The sequence below is a fragment of the Catellatospora sp. NPDC049111 genome, from assembly GCF_040648615.1.
GTDB classification, from domain to species: domain Bacteria; phylum Actinomycetota; class Actinomycetes; order Mycobacteriales; family Micromonosporaceae; genus Catellatospora; species Catellatospora aurea.
This window is the reverse complement of record NZ_JBEZEB010000011.1, coordinates 1-23,633: the sequence shown is the minus strand read 5'-3', so window position 1 is coordinate 23,633 and position 23,633 is coordinate 1. Positions and strand designations below refer to the sequence as shown.

Below are 23,633 nucleotides of genomic sequence, written 5' to 3'. Positions count from 1 at the left end.
AACTCGACGTGATAGGCCAACGTCTATGAAAAACGCGGCCCGCGACCGGGGTCAGCGGGGGCGGGGGGCGGTGATGGGGAGGGCCAGGCGGAGGGCGTCGGTCAGGTCGGCCGGGCGGGAGACGCCGTCGGGGAGCGGGTCGGACCAGCCGGGGCCGGCGGCGGCGATGAGGGCCGGTCGGGGGCGGGCGGCCAGGACCGGGCTGAGCTGGGCCGGGTCGCCGGTCGCGGCGAACTGGGACCAGATGAACACGGCGGCGGGCCCGGTACGGCGTATCGCGTCGGCCAGGGCCAGCGGCGGGACGCGGGCGCCGAGCATGCGGCTGCCGCAGCCCTGCTCGGCCAGCGCGGCGGCCAGCGCCTCCAGCGGCAGCGTGTGCTGCTCCTCGGCGGCGCAGGCCAGCAGCGTACGCGCGGCGGACGCGCCGAACGGCCGGGGCACCGTCCACAGCACCTCCAGGATGCAGCGGGACAGCAGGTGCTCCACCTCGATCATGTGGCCGTCCGGCTGCTGCCGCCGGGCCACCTCGACCAGCACCGGGCACAGCAGGTGGTCCCAGGCGTAGACGACGCCGCGGCCGCGTACCGCCGCGGCGATGATCGACAGCATCGCGGGCATGTCCAGGCGCACCGCGGCGACGGCCAGCCCCCGCGCCGACGAGTCGGGCTCCGGGGCGAGGCGGGCCGCGGCGGGTTCGCCGGGCAGCCCGGCCAGCGCGATCCGGGCCGCCTCGTGCGCGGGCACGCCCTCGGTGGTCAGCCGGCACATCACTTCGAGCCGGGCCACGTCGTCGGGGGTGTACCGGCGGTGCCGGTGCGCGACGTGCTCACTCGGCCCCAGGCCGTACCGCTGGTGCCAGGTGCGCAGCGTGGTCACCGCGACGCCGAGCCGCCGCGCGACGTCCCCGGCGCTGCGCCCCTGCCCGCCCACGCCGTCGATTCGCTCGCGGTGCTCGCTCATGCCGTCTCCTCGCCGAGCTCGTCGGCGGCATCACCGGGCCTGCTGATTCGCTCGCGACGCTCGCTCATGGCGTCAGCCGCCGGTGATCCGCTGGGCGGCGAGCTTGCCCGAGATCAGCACCATCGGCACGCCGACGCCCGGGGTGGTGCCGGAGCCGGTGAAGACCACGTTGGGCAGCGCCGGGTGCAGGTTGCGCGGCCGGAACGGGCCCGACTGGGTCAGCGTGTGGGCGGCCGCGAACGGGGTGCCCGCGTCCATGCCCAGCTCGGCCCAGTCGGCCGGGGTGACGACGGTCCGGGTCTGCACCCCCGCCTTGAAGCCGGGGTAGCCGCGTGCTTCGAGCACGTCGATCAGCTCGTCGGCGTACCGGTCGGCGAGCCCGCCGCGCCAGTCCTGCTCCCCGGCGACCAGGTTCGGGACGGGCGCGAGCACGTAGTAGGTGTGCCGGCCGTCCGGGGCGACCGACGGGTCGGTGCGGCTGGGGTTGGTGACCAGCAGCGACGGATCGCTCATCAGCTCCCCCTTGCTGATCACCTCGTCGAAGGTGCGCCGCCACTGCCGTCCGAAGTGGATGTTGTGGTGACCGGCCTCGGTGTACTCGGCATCGGAGCCGACGTGCATGACCACGCAGGACGGCGAGTAGCGCAGCCGCCGGGGCTTCGAGCCGGGCAGCAGCGCGTGCGCGGCGGCGGTGTCCGGGTTGAGCACGACCGCGTCGGCGGGGATGCGCTCGCCGTCCGTGGTGATCACCGCGGTCGCCCGGCCGCCGCCGGTCTCGACGCGCAGCGCCTGCGTGCCGTAACGCACCCGGACACCGTGCTTCTCGGCCGCTGCCGCCATGGCGCGGGGCAGAGCATGGATGCCGCCGCGCGGGTGGTACACCCCGGCGACGGAGTCGAGGTAGGCGATGACGGTGTAGACGGCCAGCGCCTTGTGCGGGGACAGGCCCGCGTACATGGCCTGGAACGAGAAGACCCGGCGGGTGCGGTCGTCTTTCAGGAAGGTGTCGATGCGGTTCTGCAGGCGGCCGAACGCGCCCGCGGCGACCAGGCGCAGCAGGTTCGCGGTGAGCAGGTCGCGCGGGCTGTCGAAGTTGCGCTCGATGAAGTCGTGCCGCTCCAGCTCCCACAGCCGGCGGGCGTAGTCGACGAAGCGCCGGTAGCCGTCGGCCTCGCGCGGGCCGCAGACCCGCGTGATCTCCTCGGCCATACGTTCCGGGTCGGCGATCACGTCGAGTTTCGAACCGTCGGCGAACCAGGCCCGGTAGGCCGGGTCCAGCGGGGTGAGGGTGAGCCAGTCGGCCATCTCCTCGCCGACCGCGGCGAACGCCTCGGCGATCAGGTCGGGCATGGTCAGCACGGTCGGGCCGGTGTCGAAGGTGTAGCCGTCGCGGTCGAGCCGACCGGCCCGCCCGCCCGGCACGTCCTCGCGTTCCAGCACGGTCACCTGCCGGCCCGCCCCGGCCAGGTGCAGCGCGCAGGCCAGCCCGCCCAGCCCTGCCCCCACCACGACCACGTGGTCGGTGCGTCCGGGAACCGTCCGCATGCGTGCGCTCCTTCCGGTCATGCCGCGCGCCAGGCTACGGCGGCGGCCAGTTCACCCAGCGCGGCGCGGACGGACTCGTCCAGCGGCGCGTCCGCGAGCGCGCCCTGCGCGTCGGCCACCCGCTCGGTGATCATGTCGCTGAGCCGCCGCGCGGCCCCGGTCGCGCGGACCACCTCGGCCAGCCGGGTCACGTCGGGCTGCTCGGCGGCGAGCAGTTTATCCAGCTCGGCGTGCTGGGCCGCGCTCGCCCGCGCGCGGGCCAGCAGTAGGAGCATGGTCGGCTTGCCCAGGTCGTCGCCGACCGGTTTGCCGGTGACGGCGGGTTCGCCGTACAGGCCGAGCAGGTCGTCGCGCAGCTGGAACGCCTCGCCGACGGCCAGGCCGTAGCGCGTGTAGGCGCGTCCCAGCGGCCCGCGCGCGAACGCGGCGCCGGTGGCCCCGGCGAGCGCCGCGCCGTAGTGCAGCGGCCAGGTGGCGGTGTAACCGGCCGTCTTGAGGCGCGCGGTGCGCAGCGCCCGCTCCGGGGACCAGCTGCGCGCGTGGTCGCCGAGCACGTCCAGGAACTGCCCGGCGACGGCCTCGACCCGCATCCGGTCATACGCCGCCCGTGCGCCCGCCAGCGCCGGGGCGGGCACCTTCGCCCGGCTCATCAGCCGGTCGGCCCAGACCAGGCACAGGTCGCCGACGAGGATCGCGCCGGAGTCGCCGAAGCGCTCGGCGTCGCCGCGCAGCCGCTGCCCGGCGTGTGCCGCCGCCAGCGCCCGGTGCGCGGTGGGACGGCCCCGGCGGGTCGCCGAACGGTCCATCACGTCGTCGTGGACCAGGGCGAACGCGTGCAGCAGCTCCAGCGCGGCGAGCGCGGGCAGCACCGGCTGCACGGGCGCGGCCGGGCCGGCCACGCTGCGCCAGCCCCAGTAGGCGAACAGCGGCCGGATGCGCTTGCCCCCACCGAGCACCGCGTCGCGGGCGGCGGCCAGCAGCGGTTCGAGCGCGTGGTCGACGTCGAGCAGTGCCGCCGTCTCGGCGAGCACGAAGTCGCTGAGCGCTTGCTCGACTCGTTCGTGCAGGTCGACGGCGTGGTCTACCGACCCGGGACCCGCGGTCGGGGTAAAGGAAGGAGCGGTCGCGGAGAAGGTGTCGTTTGCCACGCGCTCAGATTAGCGTAGAGTCGAAGTTGCGTCGATTGTTGAGTCGATTTTTCCGAGGAGAGCCCCGTGGAGCCTGAACTCGCCGCCGCGTACGAGCGCTGCCGGCAGCTGCACCGCCGCCACGGCCGCACGTACTACCTGGCCACCCGTCTGCTCCCGGCCTGGAAGCGGCCGCACGTGCACGCGCTCTACGGCTTCACCCGCTACGCCGACGAGATCGTCGACAGCACCGACTACCTGCCGGACGGCGAGCGCGCCGCCCGGCTGCGCGAGTGGTCCGACCGTTTCGTGGCCGGCCTGCACGGGGCCGCCGTCGACGACCCGCTGCTGCCCGCCGTGCTGCACACCATCGAGCGCTTCGACATGGACCGCGCCGACTTCGCGTCGTTCCTGCGCAGCATGGCCATGGACCTGGAGGTCACCGAGTACGCCGACTACGACGACCTGCTCGGCTACATGGAGGGCAGCGCCGCGGTGATCGGCACGATGATGCTGCCGATCCTGGAGCCGGCCGACGCCGAGGCCGCCCGCGAACCCGCCCGGCAGCTCGGCCTGGCCTTCCAGCTGACCAACTTCCTGCGCGACATCGGCGAGGACCTGCAGCGGGGGCGGATCTACCTGCCCCAGCGCGACCTGCGCACGTTCGGTGTCAGCCCGGCCGAGCTGCACCAGGCGGCGGCGCGCGGCACCGCCACCACTGCCATCCGGGAACTGGTCCGCTACGAGATCACCCGGGCCCGGGAGCACTACGCGGCAGCGGCCCCCGGCGTCACCATGCTCGCGCCGACCTCGCAGGCCTGCATCCGCACCGCGTTCCACCTGTACGGCGGCATCCTCGACGAAATCGAACGGGCCGACCTCGACGTGTTCGCCCGCCGCGCGACAGTGCCCACCCATCGCCGGTTGCAGGTGGCCGCCCGCTGCCTGCTGACCCCCGCCGGCACCCCTGTCGCGACGCCCCGCGCGCCGGAGCGGGCGAGCTGATGGACGCGCTGCGCTACCTGCTGATCCTGGCCGCCTGCGTCGCCGTGACACTGCCACTGGAGGCTGTGCTCGGCGCGCGCGTCTACCGGCAGCCGCGCCGCCTGGTGTCCACGCTGGCCCCGGTGGTGGCCGTGTTCGTGATCTGGGATCTGATCGCGACGGCCCGCGGCCACTGGTGGTTCTCCGAGCGGTACACCACCGGCGTCACCGTCGCGGGCCTACCGTGGGAGGAGTGGCTGTTCTTCCTGGTGGTGCCGCTGTGCGCGCTGCTCACCTTCGAAGTGCTCGGGCAGGGCCCGCAGTTGCTCCGCCGGGCCGGGCTGCTCGGCCGTGGCCGCCGTCCCGGCCGATCGCTGCCGGGTGCCGCCGTTGCGTCGGGCCCGGCCGAGACCGGCTCCCCCGCTCAGCCGGAAGCCACGGGTGGCCGACGTGGCCGCTGAGTACACCATCGCCGCCGTGGCCGCCCCGGTCGCCGTGGTGGCCCTGGAACTCGCCGTGCTGCGCACCGGACTGCTGCGCACCGCCCGGTACTGGCTGACCGTGGCGATCTCGCTGGCCTTCATGGTGCCGGTCGACGGCTGGCTGACCCGGCCCGACGCGACCGTCGTGCACTACGCCGAGGAGCAGATCAGCGGCGTACGCGCGCCGTGGCACATCCCGGTCGAGGACTACGGGTTCGGCCTCGCCCTGATCACCCTGACCCTGCTGCTGTGGCAGCGGCAACGGCCGGCCGCCGACGGCGAGGCCCGGGATGCGTGACCCGGTGGCGGCGTTCCTGCGCCACGGCTTCACCTACCTGGTGCGCCGGGACCTGCGCGGGGTGTGGCTGCGCGGTGGGCTGCCCCGCGGCCCGTTCGTCTGGGCGGCCAACCACCACAGCTGGTGGGACCCGTTCGTCGCGTCGGTCGTGCTGGAGCGCTCGCGGCACCCCGCCTGCCTGCTCATGCAGCAGGACAACCTGGCCCGCTACCGGTTCGTGCGCCGGGTGGGGGTGTTCGGCACCGCCGAGCCCCGCACCGGGCTGCGGCACCTGGCCGACGGGCGCACCCTGGTCATCTACCCCGAGGGCAAACTGCGCCCCGCCGGGCCGCCCGGCCCGCTGTCGCCCGGCGCCGCCTGGTACTCCCGCCAGGCGCGCGTGCCGCTGTACGCGGTCGCGGTCCGGGTCGTCCTGCGCGGCCACACCAGACCCGAAGCGTACGTCTCCTGCACCGAGGTGACCCGCCGCGGCAGCGACGGCCAGGTCACCGAACGGCTCGCCGAGACCCTGGCCGCCGACCTGTCGGCCCTGGACGGCCAGCTCGCCGCCGCCGAGCCGCGCCGCCCGCTGGCCAGCTTCCGGCGGGTGCTCGCCGGGCGGCGCAGCGTCGACGAGCAGATCGACACCGTGCAGGGGGCCGCGCCATGGGCGTCCTGAGCACCGCCGTCGCGGGTTTCCACCTGGTCAAGACGGCCGGGCTGCTGAGCAACGCGCGCTCGTTCCCGGTGCTGGCCCGCGGGCAGTCCGCGCCGGGGCGGCCGCGCACGTCGCTGCTGGTGCCCGCCCGCGACGAGGCCGCGCGGCTGCCGTACACGCTGCCCGGCCTGCTCGCCCAGCCCGCCGAGGAGATCCTGGTCCTCGACGACGGCTCCACCGACGGCACCGCCGACGTCGTGGCGGGCTTCGCCGACCCGCGCCTGAGACTGATCACCGGCGCGCCCCGGCCGGAGGGCTGGATCGGCAAGAACTGGGCCTGCCACCAGCTCGCCGAGGCCGCGACCGGCGACCTGCTGGTCTACCTGGACGCGGACGTGACCCTGCGGCCCGGGGCGCTGGACGCGGTGTGGGCGCAGCAGCGCCGCCAGCGGGCCGGCGTGTTCTCGGTGTTCCCGCGCCAGCAGACAGGCACGCTGGGCGAGCGCTTCCTGGTCCCGCTGATCGACGAGAACCTGCTGGGCTTCCTGCCGTTCCAGCTGCTCGACCTGCCGATCCCGGCCGCCGCGGTGGCCAACGGACAGCTGCTGGCGTTCCGGCGCGCCGCGTACGAGCACCTCGGCGGGCACGCCGCGGTCGCCGGGGAGATCGTCGAGGACCTGGAGCTGGCCAGGCTCAGCCGCCGCAAGGGGCTCAAGCTCGGCCTCGCGCTGGGCGGCGACCTGGTGAGCACCCGCATGTACGACGACTACCGCAGCGCGGTGCGCGGGGTCGGCAAGAGCATGCGGGCCGCGCACAACGGCAGCGACGTGCTGCTCGCGGCGAGCTTCGCCGGGAACCTGGTCGCCTATACGGTGCCCTGGCTGCTGTGGCGGCGCGGCCCCGGCTGGCGGGTCGCCGCGGTGCTCGGCCTCGCCGAGCGGGTGCTGTCCAACGCCAAGACCGGGCGCGGGGCGTACGCCGAAGCCGCGCTGGTGCCGTTCACCGCGCCCGCCGCGCTGCCCGTCTACCTGACCGCGCTGCGCCGCACCGCGGTCTGGAAGGGACGGGAGTACCGGTGACGCTCCCCTCCCCTGCGGGCACGCCCCTGCTGGGCCACCTGTGGCGGTGGTCCACCGATCCGGTGCGGCTGCTGCGCGACGGGGCCCGCACCGGCGACGTGTTCCGGCTGCGGCTGTGGCGCACCGCCGTGGTCGGCTACACCCCGGACTGGAACCGGGCCGTGCTCGGCGACCTGGACACCTTCCGCAGCGTCGGCAGCCTCAGCGGCCTCACGCCGTATCTGTCCGCCGGGGTGGTCTACCAGGACAACCCGGAACACGACCCGCGCCGCCGCGAGCTGAACCCGCACTTCCACGCCCGTGCTCTGGGCCACCTGCTGGAACAGCTCGACCTGGTGGCGCGGGCAGACCTGCCCACCGGCCGGTTCGAGGCGCTGGGCTGGGCGAGCGGTGTGGTGCGCCGCATGCTCAACGCCGCGTTCTTCGCCAACACCATGCCCGACCGGCTGCTCGCCGACTTCCTGCACCCGCTGCAGCATCCCGCGCCCGGCCCGATGATCCCGCGCCCGCTGCTGTTCCGGCGGCTCGACGCGGCCATCGCGGCGATCCTCGCCGACCCGCCGCCGGGCAGCCTCGCCGAGGCCCTGTCCGGCCTGGACGACGCCGTCGCGGAGATCCGGGTCGGGCTCGCCGCCGGCTACGACACCACCGCGCACACCCTCGCCTGGGCCCTGTGGCACCTGGCCGGGGCACCCGAGTGGCGACAGGCCGACACGCTCGGCCAGGTGCTCGACGAGACCCTGCGGCTGTATCCCGCCGGCTGGCTGGGCAGCCGCGTCACCTCCACCGACACCACCGCCACCGGCGTGCACCTGCCCGCGGGCACGCTCGTGCTGTACTCCCCGCTGCTCACCCACCGCGACCCCCGGCTGTGGGACGACCCGGACACGTTCCGCCCCGACCGCTTCGACGGCGGGCGGCCCGCCTGGGGTTTCCTGCCGTTCAGCGCCGGGCGGCGCACCTGCCTGGGCGCGCACCTGGCCCGAGCCATGCTGCGCGCCGCCCTGCTGCCGTGGTGCGAGGCGAAACTCGCCCAGGTCGAGGGCGATCCTTCGCCGAGCGCCGCGATCGCGCTGCGCCCGCGCGGACCGCTGTGGCTCGAACGCCGCTGGTGACCTCCGTCCATCCCGGAAAGCGCATTCCGGATAGGACGAGGTAGCGACGCACGCCAACGCCCGTCAATGGCCCGTGCGAGGTCGAAAGCCCGAGCGCTGCAACAATCCTGCACACGGTGATCCATTGACTTCGCCCCGCCCGGACTGCACCGTGTTAGGGAATGCGCTTTCCCGAAACGCCGGCGGAACGGGCCTCCCACCGGACGTGACCGGGGCGCGTGGCTACTGACGCCCGACCGTCCTCGATCGGGCGGCTCCGGCTCGAGACGGCAGCCCGCGACCCCGACGATTCGGCACGGGCGCAGCCGCCGCCGGCTTCGAAGGCCCGATTCCAGGTCGCGACGGCACCGACGACCGCTCCACCTCGACCAGAGCACCCTTCCCGGTCGATCCGCGACCTGCCCGGCCACAGGCGACAGGCCCGAAGCCTGGCCGGCGCGCCGCGATCGGCCATTCAGCGGCGATGACCCGCGCCCGAACACGAAAGCGAGACGAAGATGAAACGACCAGTCGTTGTGCGACTCTCGGCCGCGCTGGCCGGCACGGCCCTGGCGGCCGCGGTCGGCGTGGCGCTGCAGGCGCCCCAGGCGGCGGCCGCGACCGGCGGCGTCACCGGCTACGCCACCCAGAACGGCGGGACCACCGGCGGCGCGGGCGGCGCGACGGTGCAGGCCTCCACGGGCACCGCGATCCACGCGGCCCTGTGCAACCGGGCCAGCAGCAGCACCCCGATCATCATCCAGGTCTCCGGGACGATCAACCACGGCAACACCACCAAGGTGTCCGGCGACAGCTGCAACACCGCCGCCGACAAGATCGAGCTCAAGGAGATCAGCAACGTCACGATCATCGGGGTCGGCAGCGGCGCGATCTTCGACCAGCTGGGCATCCACATCCGGGACTCCAGCAACATCATCATCCAGAACGTGACCGTGCGGAACGTCAAGAAGTCGGGCTCGCCGCTGTCCAACGGCGGTGACGCCATCGGCATGGAGAGCACCGTGCGCCGGGTCTGGGTCGACCACGTCACGCTGGAGGCGTCCGGCGGCGAGTCCGAGGGCTACGACGGCCTGTTCGACATGAAGGACGACGTCCAGTACGTGACCCTGTCCTACAGCATCCTGCGCAACTCCGGCCGCGGCGGCCTGATCGGCTCCAGCGAGAGCGACACCGGCAACGGCTTCATCACGTTCCACCACAACTACTACAGCAACATCGACTCGCGTACGCCGCTGCTGCGCGGCGGCATCGCGCACATCTACAACAACCACTACTCGGGTCTGGTCGAGTCCGGCATCAATTCTCGGGCCGGGGCACGCGCCAAGGTGGACAACAACTACTTCCAGAACTCCAAGGACGTGCTCGGCACGTTCTACACCAGCGAGGCCGGCTACTGGCAGGTCAGCGGCAACATCTTCAACAACGTGACCTGGTCGAGCCCCGGCTCGGAGAACAACCCCGCCGGGCCGAACGTGGTGTCCAACACCACGGTCAGCATCCCGTACGCGTACACCCTGGACGCGGCGAGCTGCGTGCCCAGCGTCGTGGCCGCCACGGCGGGCGCGAACAAGGGCCTGCAGGTGTCCAACGGCAGCTGCACGCCGGTGTCGCCGACCGCGGGTCCGAGCAGCCCCGCCCCGTCGGCCAGCCCGTCGCGTTCGACCGCGCCGTCGCCGTCGGCCAGCTCCTCGCCGAGCCCGCAGCCGTCGAGCAGCCCCAGCGGCACCAACCTCAGCCTCGCCTCCGACGCCGGCGCCGACGGCTCCAGCAAGGCCAGCGGCACCAGCTACGGCAACGTGAAGGACGGCAACCTGAGCACGTTCTGGTCGCCTTCCGGGTCGACCGGTGACATCTCGGTCAAGTGGAGCTCCGCCAAGACGGTGTCCCGGATCGTCATCCGCGAGGCGTCGGGCTCCGGAATCGGGTCCTGGCAGGTCCTCAACGGCGCGACCGGGGCCGTCCTGAAGTCGGGCAGCGGCTCGGGCACCATCACCTTCACCGCCACCTCGACCACGAAGGTCACCCTCCGGATCACCAGCTCGTCGGCCACCCCGAAGGTCGCCGAGTTCGAGACCTACGCCAGCTGACGTACGGCGAGGGGGCGGGAGCCGTCGGGCTCCCGCCCCCTTTCGCGTTCAGCCCGCCAGAGCCCGGCGGCGGCGCGGCATGAGCAGCAGGAAGCCGATGCCGGGCAGCAGCAGGGCGGTCCCGGCCAGCACGATCACCCAGTGCTCGTCCCCCGGCCCGGTCTTGGCCAGCGTCCCGCCCGGCGAGGTCTGCGGCCCGGGTGAGCTGCCGCCGGACGTCCCGAACGAGATCTTCGTGCTGGTGGCGTTGGCCTTGACGATGTCGTCGGAGGCCGACGACGGCAGGATCTGCGCCGCGATCACGCACTGGCGCTTGGTGCAGTCGAACGAGCCGAACTTCTTCGCCACCCGCAGGGTCACCGAGGGGATCTTCCCGCTGGCGTCGGCGTTGACGAACTGGGCCCCGCCCGCGAGATTGCAGTCGGTCGGGCCCTTCACCTCGGCGATGCACTGCCCGATCGCGATCTGCTTGAGGTTCGCGGTGAACCCCGAGCCGTTGACCGTGATCGACGCGCCGTCGCTCAGCCCGCTGGACTTGCTCAGCGTCAGCACCGGCTTCGCGGCCGCCGGTGACGCGATCATCGGTACGGCCGCCGCCAGGACGGCGAGGACCGCGACCGCACGTGCTCTCCACATGGGAATCTCCTTCAGACGGGGGCACCGGACCGGTGCACTGCGGCGGCATCGGTGCCGAGGTAGGCGGCGACCACGGCAGGATGAGCCCTGACCTGGTCGGGTGTGCCGTCGGCGATGACCCGGCCCGCGTCCATGGCGACCATCCGCTCCGCGAGCCGGGACAGCAGCGGCAGGTCGTGCTCGATGACCAGCAGCGCCACGCCGAGCTCGCGGTTGACGCGCGACAGCAGCTCGGCCAGCGCGATCCCGTCGGCCTGCGACACGCCCGATGACGGTTCGTCGAGCAGCAGCAGTGACGGCTCCAGCGCCAGCAGGCAGGCCAGCTCGACGGTGCGCCGGGTGCCGGTGGACAGCTCCCCCACCTGGCGGTCGGCGTGCTCGGCGAGGCCGAACAGGTCGAGCAGGTCCCCGGCCAGCGCCTCCTGCCGCCGCTGCGGGCCGCGTCCGCCGAGCGCGGCGGTCAGCAGGCCGGTCGGCGCGAGGCGCTCCCCCGCGACCAGCAGCGACTCTCGTACGGTCAGCGTCGGGAACAGCCGCGCGTCCTGGAACGAGCGCACCAGGCCCAGCCCGGCCCGCCGCTGCGGGCTCAGGCCGGTCACGTCCCGCCCCGCGAAGGCGACCTGCCCCTGGTCGGGGCGGGTGAACCCGGCCAGGATCTCGAACAGCGTCGTCTTGCCGGCCCCGTTCGGGCCGATGATGCCGACCACCTCGCCCGGCCCCACCGCCAGATCGACCCCGCCGACAGCCTGCACCCCGCCGAACGCCCGCGCCACCCCGCGCGCCTCCAGCAGTGGCCCCGGCCCCGCCGGCAGCGGCGACGTGCGCCGGGGCAGCGTCACGGCTGCCCTTGGGGAAGCCGCGGACACCGCGGAAGGCCGCGGCTTGGGAATCGGAGCGACTGCCACGGCCGGATCGGCGTCGGACCGCGGACGTCGACGCGGCAGCGGTTCGGGTGCGGGCATCGGCGGCTGCGCGGGCGGCCGCGGATCGGCTACCGGACCGCCGGCCCGGCCGGCCCCACCCGGCAGGCGCGCGACCAGGCGGGCCAAGGGTTCGCCGAGGCCGCCGGGCAGCACCACGACGACGAGCAGCCAGCCCAGGGTCAGCGCGGCCTGGCCGAAGATGCCCAGTTCCACCAGGCCGGGCAGGCCGATCAGGAGCAGCGCGCCGAGGACCGACCCGCCGAGCAGGCCGAGGCCGCCGACCACGGTCAGGGCGACCACGTCGATCCCGGCGACGGCCGGGAAGCTGTTCACGGTGACCTGGGTCTGGCCGTGTCCGATGACGACGCCGCCGAGCCCGGCGAGCGCGCCCGCGGCGGCGTACACCTGGAGTTTGCGGCGCGGCGCGGGCACGCCCAGGGCGCGGGCCGCGTCCTCGTTGTCGCGCAGCGCCAGCACGACCCGGCCGAAACCGCCGGAGCGCAGCCGGTGCGCCAGCCACAGTGCGAGCCCCAGCATCAGCAGCGCGAACAGGTAGTAGTCCTTCGCCAGCACGAGGGCGTAGCCGGTCCACACCGGTTTGGCGGCGCTGACCCCGTCGCCGAGCAGCCACGGCAGCCGCAGCAGCCACGCCTCGGCGGCCAGCGCGAACGCGAGCGTCGTCGCGGCCAGCGCGAGGCCGCGCAGCCGCAACGCGGGCAGGCCCACCAGCACCGCGGACCCGGCGGCGGCCGCGCACCCGGCCACCGCGCCGGTGAAGAAGTTCCCGGTCGCCGCCGCCACGTGCAGCGACACGGCCGCACCGATGCCGGCGAAGGCGAACTGGCCCAGCGACAGCTCCCCGGCCAGCCCGGTGACCAGCAGCACGGACAGCCCGACGACCGCGAACCCGGCCACGGTCGTGAGCGCGGAGGCGGTCTCGTTGGTGACCAGGTAGGCCGTGGCGGCGGCCGCCAGCAGCGCGAGCCCCGCCAGCACCCGTCCGGCCCGGGACGCGAGCGCGGGCACCGCGCGCGGCCAGCGCGCCTGCTCGCCGTCGCGGCGGCCGAGCTGCGGCTGGACCAGCAGCGCCACCAGGATGAACAGGGCCAGGGCCAGGGACACCCCGCCCCGGCCCGCGCCCATCGACAGCAGCACCTGCTCGCCGACCCCGACCGCGAGGCAGGCCGCGAACGCGATCGGCAGCGACGCCATCCGCGCCGCCACCGCCCCGGCGAGGCCGCGCAGCAGCAGCTCGGGCCCGAGGGTGTCGATCGACTGCGCACCCTGGGTGGGGGTGACCAGGATCGCGGAGAACGCCGCGACCGCTCCGGCCAGCGCCCAGGCGAGTGTGGTCATACGCGCCGCCGGAATGCCGTTGAGCTGCGCGGTGTCCGGCGCGTCCGCTCCGGCGCGCACCGCCAGGCCGAACCGGGTACGCCGCAGGAACAGCGCCAGCCCGCCGAGCAGCAGCGGGGCCAGCAGCGCCATCGCCGTGAAGGCCGGCCCGATCGGGGTGCGCCCGAGCGTGAACGACGGCATACCGGGCGGCTTCGGAAACGTCAGGCCGTTCAGCCCCTGGCTGCTCACCAGCAGCGCGAGGATCAGCACGAACTGCGACAGCCCCAGCGTGGCGATCATGCCGGTGACCCCGGGACGGCCGCGCAGGCGGCGTACGACGGCGACCTCGATCAGCGCGGAGACGCCCGCGGACACGGCCATGGCCAGGCCGAACGCCACCCAGTACGGCACCCCGGCCCCGGTCACCAGCTGGCTGAGCACTGCCGCGCCGAAGACGCCGACCGAGCCGTGGGCGAAGTTGAGGAAGCGGCTGGACCGGTAGACCAGCACCAGGCCCACCGCCAGCAGGCCGTAGGTGAGGCCGGTGAACAGGCCGAGGACGATCGGGTCGATCATGCGTGGCCGCCCAGCATCAGCGAGCGCACCAGCTCGGGCCGGTCGGCCAGGTCCTGCGGGCGGTGTTCGGCGGCGATCGCGCCGCGTTCCATGAAGCAGATCCGGTCGACCAGCGACAGCGCCACGTTCACCGACTGCTCGACGACCAGCACGGACACGCCGGTCGCGTTCAGCCGGCGCAGCATCTCCAGCAGGCCGCCGACCACGATCGGGGCCAGGCCGAGCGACAGCTCGTCGACGAGCAGCACGTGCGGTCGCTGAATCAGCGCCTTGGCGAGCACCAGCATCTGCCGCTCGCCGCCGGACAGGGTCGAGGCGGGCTGGTGCGCCCGCTGCGCCAGACGCGGGAACACCGTCAGCGCGGCCTCGACGGCTTCGCGGGCCTGGGCGGGCGGCATGGCGTACCCGTGCAGGCGCAGGTTGTCGAGCACGGACAGCGAACCGAACGCGGCCTGGCCGACCACGGTCGCCATGCCCAGCCGCACCCGCCGCACCGCCGAGACGCCGGTGATGTCCGCGCCGAACAGCTCGACCCGGCCCGCCGTCGGCCGGTGCAGGCCCGACAGCACCCGCAGCAGCGTGGACTTGCCCACCCCGTTGGGCCCGCACAGGCCCACCATCTCCCCGGGCGCGACCCGCAGGTCCACCCCGAACAGCACCTGCACCGGACCGTAGGAGCAGTCGATCCCGGTGGCCTTGAGCGCGTCAGCCGGCAAAGCGTTTCTCCTCACCGCGATAGGTGAAACACGAGCAGCCCGGGTCGTACGCGAGCACCCGGTAGCCGTCGCCGGCCGCGCGCCGGTCCCCGCCGAGCAGCCCGCGGGTGCCCGCGGCCGGGGTGAACCGGTCCCCGAGCGCGGACGCCGCCTGCGCGAACGCGGCCGCGTTGAGGTTCGCGCCGAGATCCTTCGCGGCGGCGTGCAGCAGCAGCGCGGCGTCGCAGTAGGTGAACGCGACACGGGCGTTCTCCCTGGTCTTGAAGCTCTGCCCGCCCTTGGCGAAGATGTCCAGGCAGGCCCGCTCGGCGTCGCCGCCGGGGAAGGGCAGCCTGCTGTCGGGCACGTCCTGGCTCGGGTTGAAGCCGATGCCGACCATGCCCTCCAGCGCCGCGACCGGGATCGTGCCCGGGTTGTTCACCAGGAACGCCGGGTTGTCGAAACTGGACACCGCGTAGCGTGCGGCGTAGCTCTGCGCCGCAGCCGTGGTCAGGAAGAACGAAGCCAGCCGGGCCCCGCCCAGGAACATCACCCGGGCGACGCCCTTGCTGCGGAAGTCGACGACGGCCTGGTTGAGCCCCGCGTTCAGGGTGCCGAGGTCGGTGGTGTCGACCCAGGACACGGTCGGCGCGACGCCGAGCCGCTTCAGCTCGGGTTCGGCGAGCCGTTCGTAGACGGCCTTGTTGACCGGGGTGTCCGCGGCGACCACGCCGACCGCGTCCGCGCCGGTGAAGAAGCCTTCGCCCGTCAGCGACGACAGCAGCGCTTTCACGAACTCGTCATAGCCGGGATAGCTGGCCGACCACAGGTACGGCGACAGCTTGGCGTACGTGGCGTCGTCGTTGGGGACCAGGGTCGCGTCCAGCATCAGCGTGCCGCGCGAGGCGTAGCAGGGGCGGGCGTTGGACTGGAACTGGCCGGTCAGCACCACCGCGAACGCCTGGTCGTCCTGGGTGATCTGGTTGCACAGCTTCTCCTCGGCGGCCGGGGAGTCGTTGCTGGCCTCGTACGAGCGGAACACCGCCTGCAGCTTCCGCCCGGCGATGCCGCCGTTCGCGTTGACGTGCTCCTCCAGCGCCTTGACCTGTGCGGGCAGGTCACCGGCGTCGGCGGTGCGGAAGCCGAGGCTGCTGCCGGTGGTGCCCAGGTCGACGCCGACGAAGACCACCTTCACGGTGCTGTCGGTGACGCCCGGCCCGGTGCCGGTCAGCGTCGCCGGCTGCTGCCGGTCGAGCGCGCCGGGCATGACGGCCGAGCAGCCGGTGAACGCCACCGCCGCCACCACCGCCGCGGCCGCGGCGCGCAGCGCCGTCGATCTGTCCACGGGTCACCCTCTTTCGCGAGCGGTCAGGTAGGCGTCGAGCGCGTCGAGGTCGACGACCGCGGCGGGCTGCCGCTGCTCGCGCTCCAGCAGGCGGCGCACCTCGTCGGGGGCGAGCTGCCCACCCGCCAGGCGGCGCATCCGGCCCGCACCGGGCGCGTCGTCGAAGACGAGGTACGCCCCGAGGTCCGGCACCCGCACCACGGCGGGCAGCAGCATCGGCCCGTCGGCGGCCAGGGCCGGACCGGCGGCACGGGCCCGACGACGGCGCACCAGCCGCCACACCCCTAACCCGATCAGCGCCAGCCCGATGACGTTGAGCAGCACCAGTCCCCACGGGTACGCCTGATGCACCGCCTTGGCCTGCCCCAACCCGCCCAGCTCGGCCGTCACCGGGTACGCCCCGAACGCCGCGAACGGGATGGTGACCGCGACCTCGTACGTGCGCGTCTCGCCGGGGCGCAGCTCGCCGGTGGGCGGGGTCGGCACGGCGTCCGCGCCGTTGCCCACACGCACGGTCAGCGGCGCGCCCGTCAGCGTCTGAGATCCGGCGTTGCGCACGGTATAGACCAGAGTCCGGTGCTGGGGACCGCCGAACCAGGCCGACACCGACCCGCCGCCGGTGAGCCGCGCCTCGACCACGTCGAGCCTGGCCAGGGTTCGCGCCGGGGTCGGCACGGGTCCGACCGGGTGGCCGGAGACGTCGATCGGGGTGTCCACGTGCCCGCTCTCGCCGGTCCCGACCGCCGACGCGTGCACGACGCACGGGCAGGGCTTGGGCGGCTCACCGATGATCAGCACGACCGAGAACGTGCCGTCCGGTTTCACCGCGGTGGCCAGCGCGCCGCGCATGTCGCACGACGACGACCCGCCGAGCGCCAGCTCCCCGCAGGTGACCAACTGCACCAGCCGCCCCGCGGGCCAGTTCGCGCCGGTGACCCGCACGGTGTCACCCGGCCGAGCCTTGGGCGCGGACAGTGTCACGCTCCACCCGTCGGCGTGCGCCGGAACCGGCACCGCTGGCAACGCCAGCATCACGAACAGGGCGGCGGTCAGGCTGCGGCCCGCTTTCCTGCTGCGCCTGACAGACCCGCGCGGCGTGACCGGGCGGCTCATGCCAGGCCTCGCGGGCGCAGGCGGCGGGCCCGGCGGCGACGCCGGACCAGCAGGAACGCGGCGGCGGCGAGCAATGCGAGCAGTCCCAGCGCGGGGAGGACCCCGGTGACCGTGGTCGTCGATGAGGTGGCCCGCACGCCGCCCTCGGCGGTGGCGGTGACCGTGGTGGTGACGACGTCGACGGGCCATACGCCGCGCAGCGCCGCCCGGAGCCGGGTGCGCGCGCCGGGTACGAGGTCGAGCTGCGAGCCGGGCCCGGCGGCGGTGACGGTGTGTCCGAACAGGCCGGACGAGGTCACCGTGAGCTCCGGCACCAGGTGGATGTTGCCGGTGTTGGCAAGTGTGTAGGTCAGCTCGCCCGGATCGGCGGCGAGGTCCTCGACGGCCAGGCCGGGCACGGTCGGGCCGCTGACGCGCAGGTAGACGCGGGCCGCGACGGCGTGGGTGACGCCCATGCTCATGCCACCCTCGGCGAGCTGCCCGCTGGGTGTGGACTCGGCCGCCACGACGCCGCCGACGTGGTCGCCGGGCGGGGCGTTGGCCGGGACGGTGATGGTGAACGGGATGTCGGTCTGGCGCTTGGCGGGCACGACGACCTCGGCCAGGCCCAGCTGCGTCCACGCGCCGATCCCGCGCTGCCGCTCGGTCTGCGGGAGCAGCCCGAACCCGCCGTCGGCGCTGGTGTTGAAGGCGTCCGCGCCGTACAGGCGCAGGGTCATCGGGCGGTCGGTCAGGTTCGCCACGCGCACCGAGTCGATGACGGTGCGGCCGGGCGGCGACTCCAGGAAGAAGTACTGCCGCGGGGCGGGGCCGGGCTTGTCCGGCGGCGTCGGCACGACCGCCCAGCGCCCGTTGCCGGCGGCGTGGGCCGGGATCGGCGCCGTGACGGCGAGCAGTGCGGCGGCGAGCGCGACCGCGGCCGTACGCGACCAGATGGCCATCAGCCTCTCCCCGGGTGGTGGGATACAGGGGCCGGTGGGGACGGATAGCGCCCGCCCCCACCGGTCTCCGCGTCAGCTCAGCGTGATCGTGAGCGTGGCGGAGTACGAACCGGCCTGCTGGTGGGCGGGCACGGTCAGGGCGAGCGCCGCGGAGGCGTCGAAGCTGCCGCCGGTGCCCGCCGCGTCGGCCGGGGCCGAGCACAGCGTGGCGCCGTCGACCGGACCCGCCGTGCCCGCGGCCGCGGTGACGGCGTTGGTCGCGCCGGCGGTGCCGGTGCAGGCGGGGGTCCAGGACAGGTTCGCCTTCGGGATGGTGCCGCCCGGGGTGCCGGTGAAGTCGGTGAGCGTGCCGACGAGGCTCCAGCCGAAGGTGCTGCCGCGGTAGTCCGTCACCGTGATGACCGGCAGCGTTCCGGTGCTGGTGTGGACGGTGCCGTCGAGCGTGACGCCCGACAGCGCGATGTTGCCGCTGCCTGCCGCGCGGGCCATCGCGAGGTTGCCCGCGGTGACGGTCTGCGACAGGTTGTACGTCAGCGAGCAGGACCCGGTGGTCGCCGCGCCGGTCTTCGCGACGCAGGCGTCGGCCGAGGCCGCCCAGTTCGCGATGGCGAAGAGAGTGCTCGGGCCCACGCCCGACGACGCGCCGAGGTATGCGGTCGCGGGGTCGTTGACGGTGTAGGTGGTGCTGATGCCGCCGGACGCCGAGGCCGTGATGCTCACGGGTGCGTCCCCGGTCGGGCTCGGCGGCGGGGGTCCGGCCAGCGCCTGGTAGCCGCGGATGGCTACGGTGCTGCCCGGGTTCCAGTTCGTGCCGGTCACCGCGACCGAGGTGCCCGCGCCGCCGCCACCGGGGTTGATGGCGATGGTGGGGGTGCCCAGGATGGTGATCGGCGCGACGACGGTGTTGACGCCGTCGGAGACCGCTACGCTGCGGACCCCGGTGGTGGCGCCCGCCGGCACGGCGATGGTGCCCGTTCCGGCTCCCGACCCGTCGGTGCTGCCCGTGCCGGTGCCTTCGCCCGTGCCCGCGCCCGCGCCGTCCTTGAGGGACGCGGTGAGCGTCGCGCCGGGCGCGAGGCCCGCCACCGCGAAGGTGACGGTATTGCCCGCGCGGGCGTGCGTGGTGACGGTCTGCCCGGACACCGCGGTCACGGTGGCCGAACCGTCGAACACGCTGAACGCCTCGACGATGGTGCTGGCCTGGGGTGCGGCCTTGTGGTCGCGGTCCCCGGCGTTGGAGCAGTACGTCGCCGCGGTGGTGTTGGCGAACTTCACCCGTGTCACCGTGGCGGTGGCCGCGCCTGCCGGTCCGGCGACGAACGTGCCCGTCGCCGTGATCGCGCCGAGCGGCGTGTACGGATCCTTGGCCGACGTCGGGTACGGCGCCAGGTTCAGCGTGACCGTGCCCGACTGCGAGCCGCCGAGCGCCACCGTGGCGACCACCGGGACGTCGCCGGCGACCAACGGGGCGGGCCCGTTGAGCGGTCCGGCGGCGGCCGTGAGCGTGACCGTGACGGTCTGGCCCGGTGCCGGCGTGGCCGGTGCCAGGGTCAGCCCGAACGTGTCGCTCCAGGTGGTCGGTGACGAGCCGGTGCCCGCGTCGCCGAAGTAGAGCCGGCAGCCCAGCGAATTCGCTGTCGGCCCGTACGCCTGTGCCGGGGCTTCGATGAGACCCAGCGCGGCGACGACAGCGATGCTGCTGGTGACGACCGCCCACTTACTTCGCATGGAACCTCCCTTCTCTTTCTTGTTTCGCTAGACGAAACAATGTTCTCGCCAGCGATACGTCAATGAAGTCAGCGGCGACCCGGCTTGTCAACCGTCCGACCGGAGATGTTTACGGGCGGCCGCCGCAAACCCTTGCGCCATCAGGGCGGGGAGGTTTAGCTTTCCCACTGACGAAACGGTGTTCCCATCTACGAAACACCAGGGCGGTCCAGATGATCTCTGCGTTGATGGCGTCGATCGCGGTATGCATGCTGATCCTGGCCGGGCTGGCGGCACGCCGCCGAAGCACCGCCGGACCGGCCGCGGCCCTCGTCGCCGTGATCTGCGTGGGCCTCGCCTACGACAGCGGAGCCGTCGCCGTCGGGCGGCTGCTGGGCTTCGGCCCGGCCCTGGAAGCGGTCAACGCGCCGCGGTACTGGATCCACGCTGTCTTCACGCCGCTGCTCGTCGTCGCCACCGCGGCCCTCGCCGCCCGGCTCGGCGTGACCTGGCTGCGACACAAGGCCGTGCGGATCGTCGGAAGTGTCCTGGTCACGGCCCTGATCGCGCTCGGTGTCGCCGCCGACGTCGTCGCGCTGCGCCTCGAACCGAGGGAGTACGCCGACACCCTGCGCTACGTCAACGCGGCCACCGCCGGGCCGCCGGTCCCGGCGATCGTCACGATGCTCGTCGTCGTCGTGATCGGTGCCCTGGTGTGGCGCACGGCCCGGTTCCCGTGGCTCTGCCTGGGCGGGATCGCCATGTTCGCCGCCGCCGGGGCCGCAGCCGCGCACTTCTGGCTCGGCAACGTCGGCGAGTTGCTCCTGCAGCTGGCGGTCCTCGCGGCCGTCCTCCGCGCGGCCCGCCCCGCCCCCGACGCCGCGCCCTCCCAGCCGACCCACGAGCCACTCCCGCAAACCTGACCTCCGGCGGGCGGCGCGGAAAGACATCGTTCGCCGTGTGGCTACATCTTTTTTGGTGTGGCCACATCAAAAAAGATGTAGCCACACATAGGGACACCTGTCCGCGCCAGGCCTTGCGGAACGGTGGCCACCTCGCGCAGTGGACGCTCGATGCCCGACACCGTTCGGGCGCGACCCGGGCGCGTGGCGCACCATGGTCGTTCGACTTGCCAGGCAGGTGGGCCAATGAGCGGCCAAGATACGCACAGGTGCCAGGCAAGTCGGGTGATCTTGAGGGACGCCGGACGCCGGGCATGGCGTGCGTGACGCGTGACGCGTGGCGCGAAACGACGCAGCTTCCGCTCCAGCGGCCCGGACAAAGGTCCAAGTCCGTAGAATTCAGGCATGTCGCGGCAATCGGCGGGGCGGCGGGCACGGGTCCTGGTGACCGGGGCGACCGGGTACATCGGCGGGCGGCTGGCCCCACGGCTGATCGAGGCCGGTCACCACGTGCGCTGCCTGACCAGGTCGGCAGGGCGGCTGCGGGACGTGCCGTGGGCGCACGAAGCCGAGATCGCCGAGGCGGACGTGCTCGACCTGGACGCCACCCGCGACGCCCTGCGCGGCATCGACGTGGCCTACTACCTGGTGCACTCGCTGGGCACTCCGCAGTTCGAGGACGTAGACCGCCGGGCCGCGCACACCTTCGCCGAGGCCGCGCGCCAGGCCGGGGTCAAACGCATCGTCTACCTCGGCGGCCCGGAGCCGCACCCCGCCCTGGACGGCACGCCGGCCTCGGCGCACCTGCGCTCCCGGGACGAGGTGGCGACCCTGCTGGCCGCGTCCGGGGTGCCCACGGTGACGCTGCGGGCGGCCGTCATCATCGGCTCCGGCTCGGCCTCGTTCGAGATGCTGCGCTACCTCACCGAGCGGCTGCCGATCATGGTCACCCCGCGCTGGGTCGGCACTCGCATCCAGCCCATCGCCGTGCGCGACGTGCTGCACTACCTGGTCGCCTGGGCGAGCGTGCCGGGCGAGGTCAGCCGCTCGTTCGACATCGGCGGTCCGGACGTGCTCACCTACCGGCAGATGATGGACCGGTACGCCCGCATCGCCGGGCTGCGCCCACGCGTCATCGTGCCGGTCGGGGTGCTCACGCCCTGGCTCAGCTCGCAGTGGGTCAACCTGGTCACGCCGGTGCCCGGCGCGATCGCCAAACCGCTGGTGGCGAGCCTCATCCACGAGGCGGTGTGCCGCGAGCACGACATCGCGCGATACGTGCCCGACCCACCGGAAGGGCTCAAGGACTTCGACGAGGCGGTCACGCTGGCGCTGGTGAAGATCCGGGACGCCGACGTGGAGACCCGCTGGTCGACGGCGACCTGGACGGGCGCGCCCGCCGAACCGCTGCCCACCGACCCGGACTGGTCGGGCGGCAGCGTGTACATCGATCACAAGACGCGCCGGGTGCACGCGCCACCGGACGCGCTGTGGAGCGTCATCGTGCGCATCGGCGGGGAGACCGGCTGGTACTCCTCACCGCTGGCCTGGGTGCTGCGCGGCTGGTTCGACCGGCTGATCGGCGGAGTCGGGCTGCGCCGCGGGCGGCGTGACCCGGTGGAACTGTACGTCGGGGAGGCGCTGGACTTCTGGCGCGTCGAGGAGATCGAGCACGGCCGGCTGCTGCGGCTGCGGGCGGAGATGCTGCTGCCCGGCCGGGCCTGGCTGGAGCTGCGGGTGGGCCCCGACCTACTCAGCCCCGAGCACGTCTGCCGGTACGACCAGCGAGCGGTGTTCATCCCGCACGGGCTGGCCGGGCACCTGTACTGGCAGTGCATCTCACCGTTCCACCACTTCATCTTCGGCGGCATGGCCCGCAACATCGCCCGCGCCGCGGAACGTGCCGCGTCCCCCGCCGAGCCGACGCCACCGCCGGTCCGGGCGCTGTCGCCGACCCGGGTCCGGGCCGAGGGCTCCCCGGCCGGCCCGTAGCGCGCCGAGCGAACGTGCGCGGAGGCGCCACCCAGGGGTGCGGGTGGCGCCTCCGTCATTTCTTTCCGGGGAGGATCAGGTCAGAGGGTCAGCGACCATGTGTCGATACGCCCGGTGTCCAGGGAGGCGGCGTCGCGGACCCGCAGGGTCCAGGTGCCGTTGGCGGCCTCCGTGGAGAGGTTGACGGTGAAGGTCTGGCTGATGTTGTCGGCGCTGCCGCCGGTCCGGTTGTGCAGGTTGTACACCGAACCGTCCGGCGCGACGAGGTCCACGACCAGGTCACCCTTGTAGGTGTGGATGATGTTGACCGCGACCGCGCTGGTGGACGACGCGTTGCGGGCACAGCCCGAGATGGTGATGGTGCTGGTCACCGTCGTGTTGTCCGGGATGGTGACGTCGGTCGGGTTGGTGCCCGTGCAGCCCGGCGCGCCGTTGACGGTCAGGCTGTAGGTGGTGGTCCGGGTCGAGCTGGCGCCCGTGCCCGTGACGGTGATCGCGTACGTGCCCGACGGGGTCGACGAGCCGGTGGCGATGGTCAGCGTGGACGTGCCGCCGGCCGAGGTGATCGACGTCGGGCTGAACGACGCGGTCGCGCCGCTCGGCAGGCCGCTGGCCGACAGGCTGACGGTCTGCGCGCTGCCGTTGGTCAGGGTGGCGGCGATGGTGCTGGTCACCGAGCTACCGGGGTTGACCGAGCCCGACGCCGGCGACGCGGCGAGGGAGAAGTCGTTGCCGGTCGGGCAGGCGGTGTCGCTGCCGGCCACGTTGACCGCGGTCCAGGCGGCCTGGACGGTCTTGTACTCGACCGAGCAGGTGCCGTAGAGGTCCGTGGCGGCACGCAGGGTGTAGGCACGGGCCGTGTTGGCCGGGTTGCTGGTCAGCACGTAGCGGGTGCTGGAGGTGAAGTACACGTCCAGCGCGCGGTACCAGATCTTCTCGGCCTTGGCGCGGCCGATGCCGACGACGGCCGGAGCCGAGCCGCAGACCGGGCTGGTGCCGTACGACGTGGCGCCGGTGCCCTCGGCCAGGTTGAAGAAGAAGTGGTTGCCCGGACCCGAGCTGTAGTGCACGTCGACGCTGTTGGTGCTGGTCGACCAGCAGCCGTGCGACGAGCCGTCCAGGGTCGGGTTGTACATGTAGCGCAGCGGGGT

At 73.6% G+C, this 23,633-nt stretch carries 20 protein-coding genes; 9 read left to right on the top strand and 11 right to left on the bottom strand.

Annotated elements, in window-relative coordinates; translation table 11 throughout:
• Positions 1 to 51: 51 nt before the first annotated feature.
• The 3 genes from AB0B66_RS17710 to AB0B66_RS17700 all read right to left on the bottom strand — a co-directional run bounded on the left by AB0B66_RS17710 (position 52) and on the right by AB0B66_RS17700 (position 3,653).
• A complete protein-coding gene (locus tag AB0B66_RS17710) occupies positions 52 to 960 on the bottom strand; it encodes a MerR family transcriptional regulator (RefSeq protein ID WP_360530285.1) in 909 nt (302 codons plus the stop codon).
• Between the two features lie 72 nt (positions 961 to 1,032).
• Positions 1,033 to 2,505: a phytoene desaturase family protein gene (gene crtI, locus AB0B66_RS17705; protein ID WP_360530282.1), complete on the bottom strand. Its 1,473-nt coding sequence runs from the start codon at positions 2,503 to 2,505 to the stop codon at positions 1,033 to 1,035.
• 17 nt (positions 2,506 to 2,522) lie between these two features.
• Positions 2,523 to 3,653 carry a polyprenyl synthetase family protein gene (locus tag AB0B66_RS17700; RefSeq protein WP_360530279.1) on the bottom strand — a complete coding sequence of 377 codons (1,131 nt, stop codon included), beginning with the start codon at positions 3,651 to 3,653 and terminating at the stop codon, positions 2,523 to 2,525.
• A 66-nt stretch (positions 3,654 to 3,719) separates the two neighbouring features.
• Between AB0B66_RS17700 and AB0B66_RS17695 the strand changes: the two genes are divergently transcribed.
• The 7 genes from AB0B66_RS17695 (at position 3,720) to AB0B66_RS17665 (ending at position 10,314) form a co-directional block, all read left to right on the top strand.
• Positions 3,720 to 4,637, top strand: a complete 918-nt coding sequence (locus AB0B66_RS17695) for a phytoene/squalene synthase family protein (RefSeq protein ID WP_360530276.1) — start codon at positions 3,720 to 3,722, stop codon at positions 4,635 to 4,637.
• Entirely contained in the window at positions 4,637 to 5,077 is a 441-nt protein-coding gene (locus tag AB0B66_RS17690) for a lycopene cyclase domain-containing protein (protein ID WP_360530273.1), read from the top strand. The genes AB0B66_RS17695 and AB0B66_RS17690 overlap by 1 nt, the downstream gene beginning before the upstream one ends.
• Positions 5,067 to 5,396, top strand: coding sequence for a lycopene cyclase domain-containing protein (locus tag AB0B66_RS17685; protein ID WP_360530270.1), 330 nt, complete (start codon positions 5,067 to 5,069; stop codon positions 5,394 to 5,396). Before AB0B66_RS17690 ends, AB0B66_RS17685 begins: the two co-directional genes overlap by 11 nt.
• The gene (locus tag AB0B66_RS17680; RefSeq protein WP_360530267.1) at positions 5,389 to 6,054 is read left to right on the top strand and encodes a lysophospholipid acyltransferase family protein; all 666 of its coding nucleotides are present in this window, start codon (positions 5,389 to 5,391) and stop codon (positions 6,052 to 6,054) included. Before AB0B66_RS17685 ends, AB0B66_RS17680 begins: the two co-directional genes overlap by 8 nt.
• Positions 6,042 to 7,112: a glycosyltransferase family 2 protein gene (locus tag AB0B66_RS17675; protein WP_360530264.1), complete on the top strand. Its 1,071-nt coding sequence runs from the start codon at positions 6,042 to 6,044 to the stop codon at positions 7,110 to 7,112. Before AB0B66_RS17680 ends, AB0B66_RS17675 begins: the two co-directional genes overlap by 13 nt.
• Complete coding sequence (locus AB0B66_RS17670) at positions 7,109 to 8,227, top strand: cytochrome P450 (RefSeq protein ID WP_360530261.1); 1,119 nt, start codon at positions 7,109 to 7,111, stop codon at positions 8,225 to 8,227. The genes AB0B66_RS17675 and AB0B66_RS17670 overlap by 4 nt, the downstream gene beginning before the upstream one ends.
• A 497-nt stretch (positions 8,228 to 8,724) precedes the next feature.
• Positions 8,725 to 10,314 (top strand): pectate lyase, encoded by a 1,590-nt coding sequence (locus tag AB0B66_RS17665; protein ID WP_360530258.1) that lies wholly within the window; start codon positions 8,725 to 8,727, stop codon positions 10,312 to 10,314.
• A 48-nt stretch (positions 10,315 to 10,362) separates the two neighbouring features.
• Here AB0B66_RS17665 and AB0B66_RS17660 read toward each other — a convergent pair whose 3' ends face one another.
• The 7 genes from AB0B66_RS17660 to AB0B66_RS17630 form a co-directional block, all read right to left on the bottom strand.
• Positions 10,363 to 10,950 carry a neocarzinostatin apoprotein domain-containing protein gene (locus tag AB0B66_RS17660; RefSeq protein WP_360530255.1) on the bottom strand — a complete coding sequence of 196 codons (588 nt, stop codon included), beginning with the start codon at positions 10,948 to 10,950 and terminating at the stop codon, positions 10,363 to 10,365.
• An 11-nt stretch (positions 10,951 to 10,961) separates the two neighbouring features.
• A complete protein-coding gene (locus AB0B66_RS17655; RefSeq protein WP_360530252.1) occupies positions 10,962 to 13,787 on the bottom strand; it encodes an ATP-binding cassette domain-containing protein in 2,826 nt (941 codons plus the stop codon).
• Entirely contained in the window at positions 13,784 to 14,503 is a 720-nt protein-coding gene (locus AB0B66_RS17650) for an ABC transporter ATP-binding protein (RefSeq protein ID WP_360530249.1), read from the bottom strand. The genes AB0B66_RS17655 and AB0B66_RS17650 overlap by 4 nt, the downstream gene beginning before the upstream one ends.
• Positions 14,493 to 15,827 (bottom strand): hypothetical protein, encoded by a 1,335-nt coding sequence (locus AB0B66_RS17645; RefSeq protein WP_360530246.1) that lies wholly within the window; start codon positions 15,825 to 15,827, stop codon positions 14,493 to 14,495. Before AB0B66_RS17645 ends, AB0B66_RS17650 begins: the two co-directional genes overlap by 11 nt.
• Positions 15,828 to 15,830: 3 nt before the next feature.
• Positions 15,831 to 16,859: a hypothetical protein gene (locus AB0B66_RS17640; RefSeq protein ID WP_360530243.1), complete on the bottom strand. Its 1,029-nt coding sequence runs from the start codon at positions 16,857 to 16,859 to the stop codon at positions 15,831 to 15,833.
• 77 nt (positions 16,860 to 16,936) lie between these two features.
• A complete protein-coding gene (locus tag AB0B66_RS17635) occupies positions 16,937 to 17,881 on the bottom strand; it encodes a DUF916 domain-containing protein (protein ID WP_360530240.1) in 945 nt (314 codons plus the stop codon).
• Positions 17,882 to 17,953: 72 nt separating this feature from the next.
• The gene (locus AB0B66_RS17630) at positions 17,954 to 19,609 is read right to left on the bottom strand and encodes a hypothetical protein (RefSeq protein WP_360530237.1); all 1,656 of its coding nucleotides are present in this window, start codon (positions 19,607 to 19,609) and stop codon (positions 17,954 to 17,956) included.
• 212 nt (positions 19,610 to 19,821) lie between these two features.
• Here AB0B66_RS17630 and AB0B66_RS17625 point away from each other — a divergent pair, with 212 nt between their 5' ends.
• Together AB0B66_RS17625 and AB0B66_RS17620 are read left to right on the top strand one after the other, a co-directional pair.
• Complete coding sequence (locus AB0B66_RS17625) at positions 19,822 to 20,511, top strand: hypothetical protein (RefSeq protein ID WP_360530234.1); 690 nt, start codon at positions 19,822 to 19,824, stop codon at positions 20,509 to 20,511.
• Between the two features lie 384 nt (positions 20,512 to 20,895).
• Entirely contained in the window at positions 20,896 to 22,482 is a 1,587-nt protein-coding gene (locus AB0B66_RS17620) for an SDR family oxidoreductase (RefSeq protein ID WP_360530231.1), read from the top strand.
• A gap of 80 nt (positions 22,483 to 22,562) precedes the next feature.
• Here the strand turns inward: AB0B66_RS17620 and AB0B66_RS17615 are convergent.
• The coding region (locus AB0B66_RS17615) for a M4 family metallopeptidase (protein ID WP_360530228.1) at positions 22,563 to 23,633 on the bottom strand (1,071 nt) is incomplete at its 5' end.

What these genes read in the sequence shown, in the direction of transcription:
- AB0B66_RS17635 (WP_360530240.1), bottom strand. Translation starts at nt 17,881, where the DNA reads ATGGCCATCTGGTCGCGTACGGCCGCGGTCGCGCTCGCCGCCGCACTG.
- AB0B66_RS17640 (WP_360530243.1), bottom strand. Translation starts at nt 16,859, where the DNA reads ATGCTGGCGTTGCCAGCGGTGCCGGTTCCGGCGCACGCCGACGGGTGG.
- AB0B66_RS17665 (WP_360530258.1), top strand. Translation starts at nt 8,725, where the DNA reads ATGAAACGACCAGTCGTTGTGCGACTCTCGGCCGCGCTGGCCGGCACG.
- AB0B66_RS17710 (WP_360530285.1), bottom strand. Translation starts at nt 960, where the DNA reads ATGAGCGAGCACCGCGAGCGAATCGACGGCGTGGGCGGGCAGGGGCGC.
- AB0B66_RS17625 (WP_360530234.1), top strand. Translation starts at nt 19,822, where the DNA reads ATGATCTCTGCGTTGATGGCGTCGATCGCGGTATGCATGCTGATCCTG.
- AB0B66_RS17620 (WP_360530231.1), top strand. Translation starts at nt 20,896, where the DNA reads ATGTCGCGGCAATCGGCGGGGCGGCGGGCACGGGTCCTGGTGACCGGG.
- AB0B66_RS17660 (WP_360530255.1), bottom strand. Translation starts at nt 10,950, where the DNA reads ATGTGGAGAGCACGTGCGGTCGCGGTCCTCGCCGTCCTGGCGGCGGCC.
- AB0B66_RS17630 (WP_360530237.1), bottom strand. Translation starts at nt 19,609, where the DNA reads ATGCGAAGTAAGTGGGCGGTCGTCACCAGCAGCATCGCTGTCGTCGCC.
- AB0B66_RS17680 (WP_360530267.1), top strand. Translation starts at nt 5,389, where the DNA reads ATGCGTGACCCGGTGGCGGCGTTCCTGCGCCACGGCTTCACCTACCTG.
- AB0B66_RS17655 (WP_360530252.1), bottom strand. Translation starts at nt 13,787, where the DNA reads ATGATCGACCCGATCGTCCTCGGCCTGTTCACCGGCCTCACCTACGGC.
- AB0B66_RS17690 (WP_360530273.1), top strand. Translation starts at nt 4,637, where the DNA reads ATGGACGCGCTGCGCTACCTGCTGATCCTGGCCGCCTGCGTCGCCGTG.
- AB0B66_RS17675 (WP_360530264.1), top strand. Translation starts at nt 6,042, where the DNA reads ATGGGCGTCCTGAGCACCGCCGTCGCGGGTTTCCACCTGGTCAAGACG.
- crtI (WP_360530282.1), bottom strand. Translation starts at nt 2,505, where the DNA reads ATGCGGACGGTTCCCGGACGCACCGACCACGTGGTCGTGGTGGGGGCA.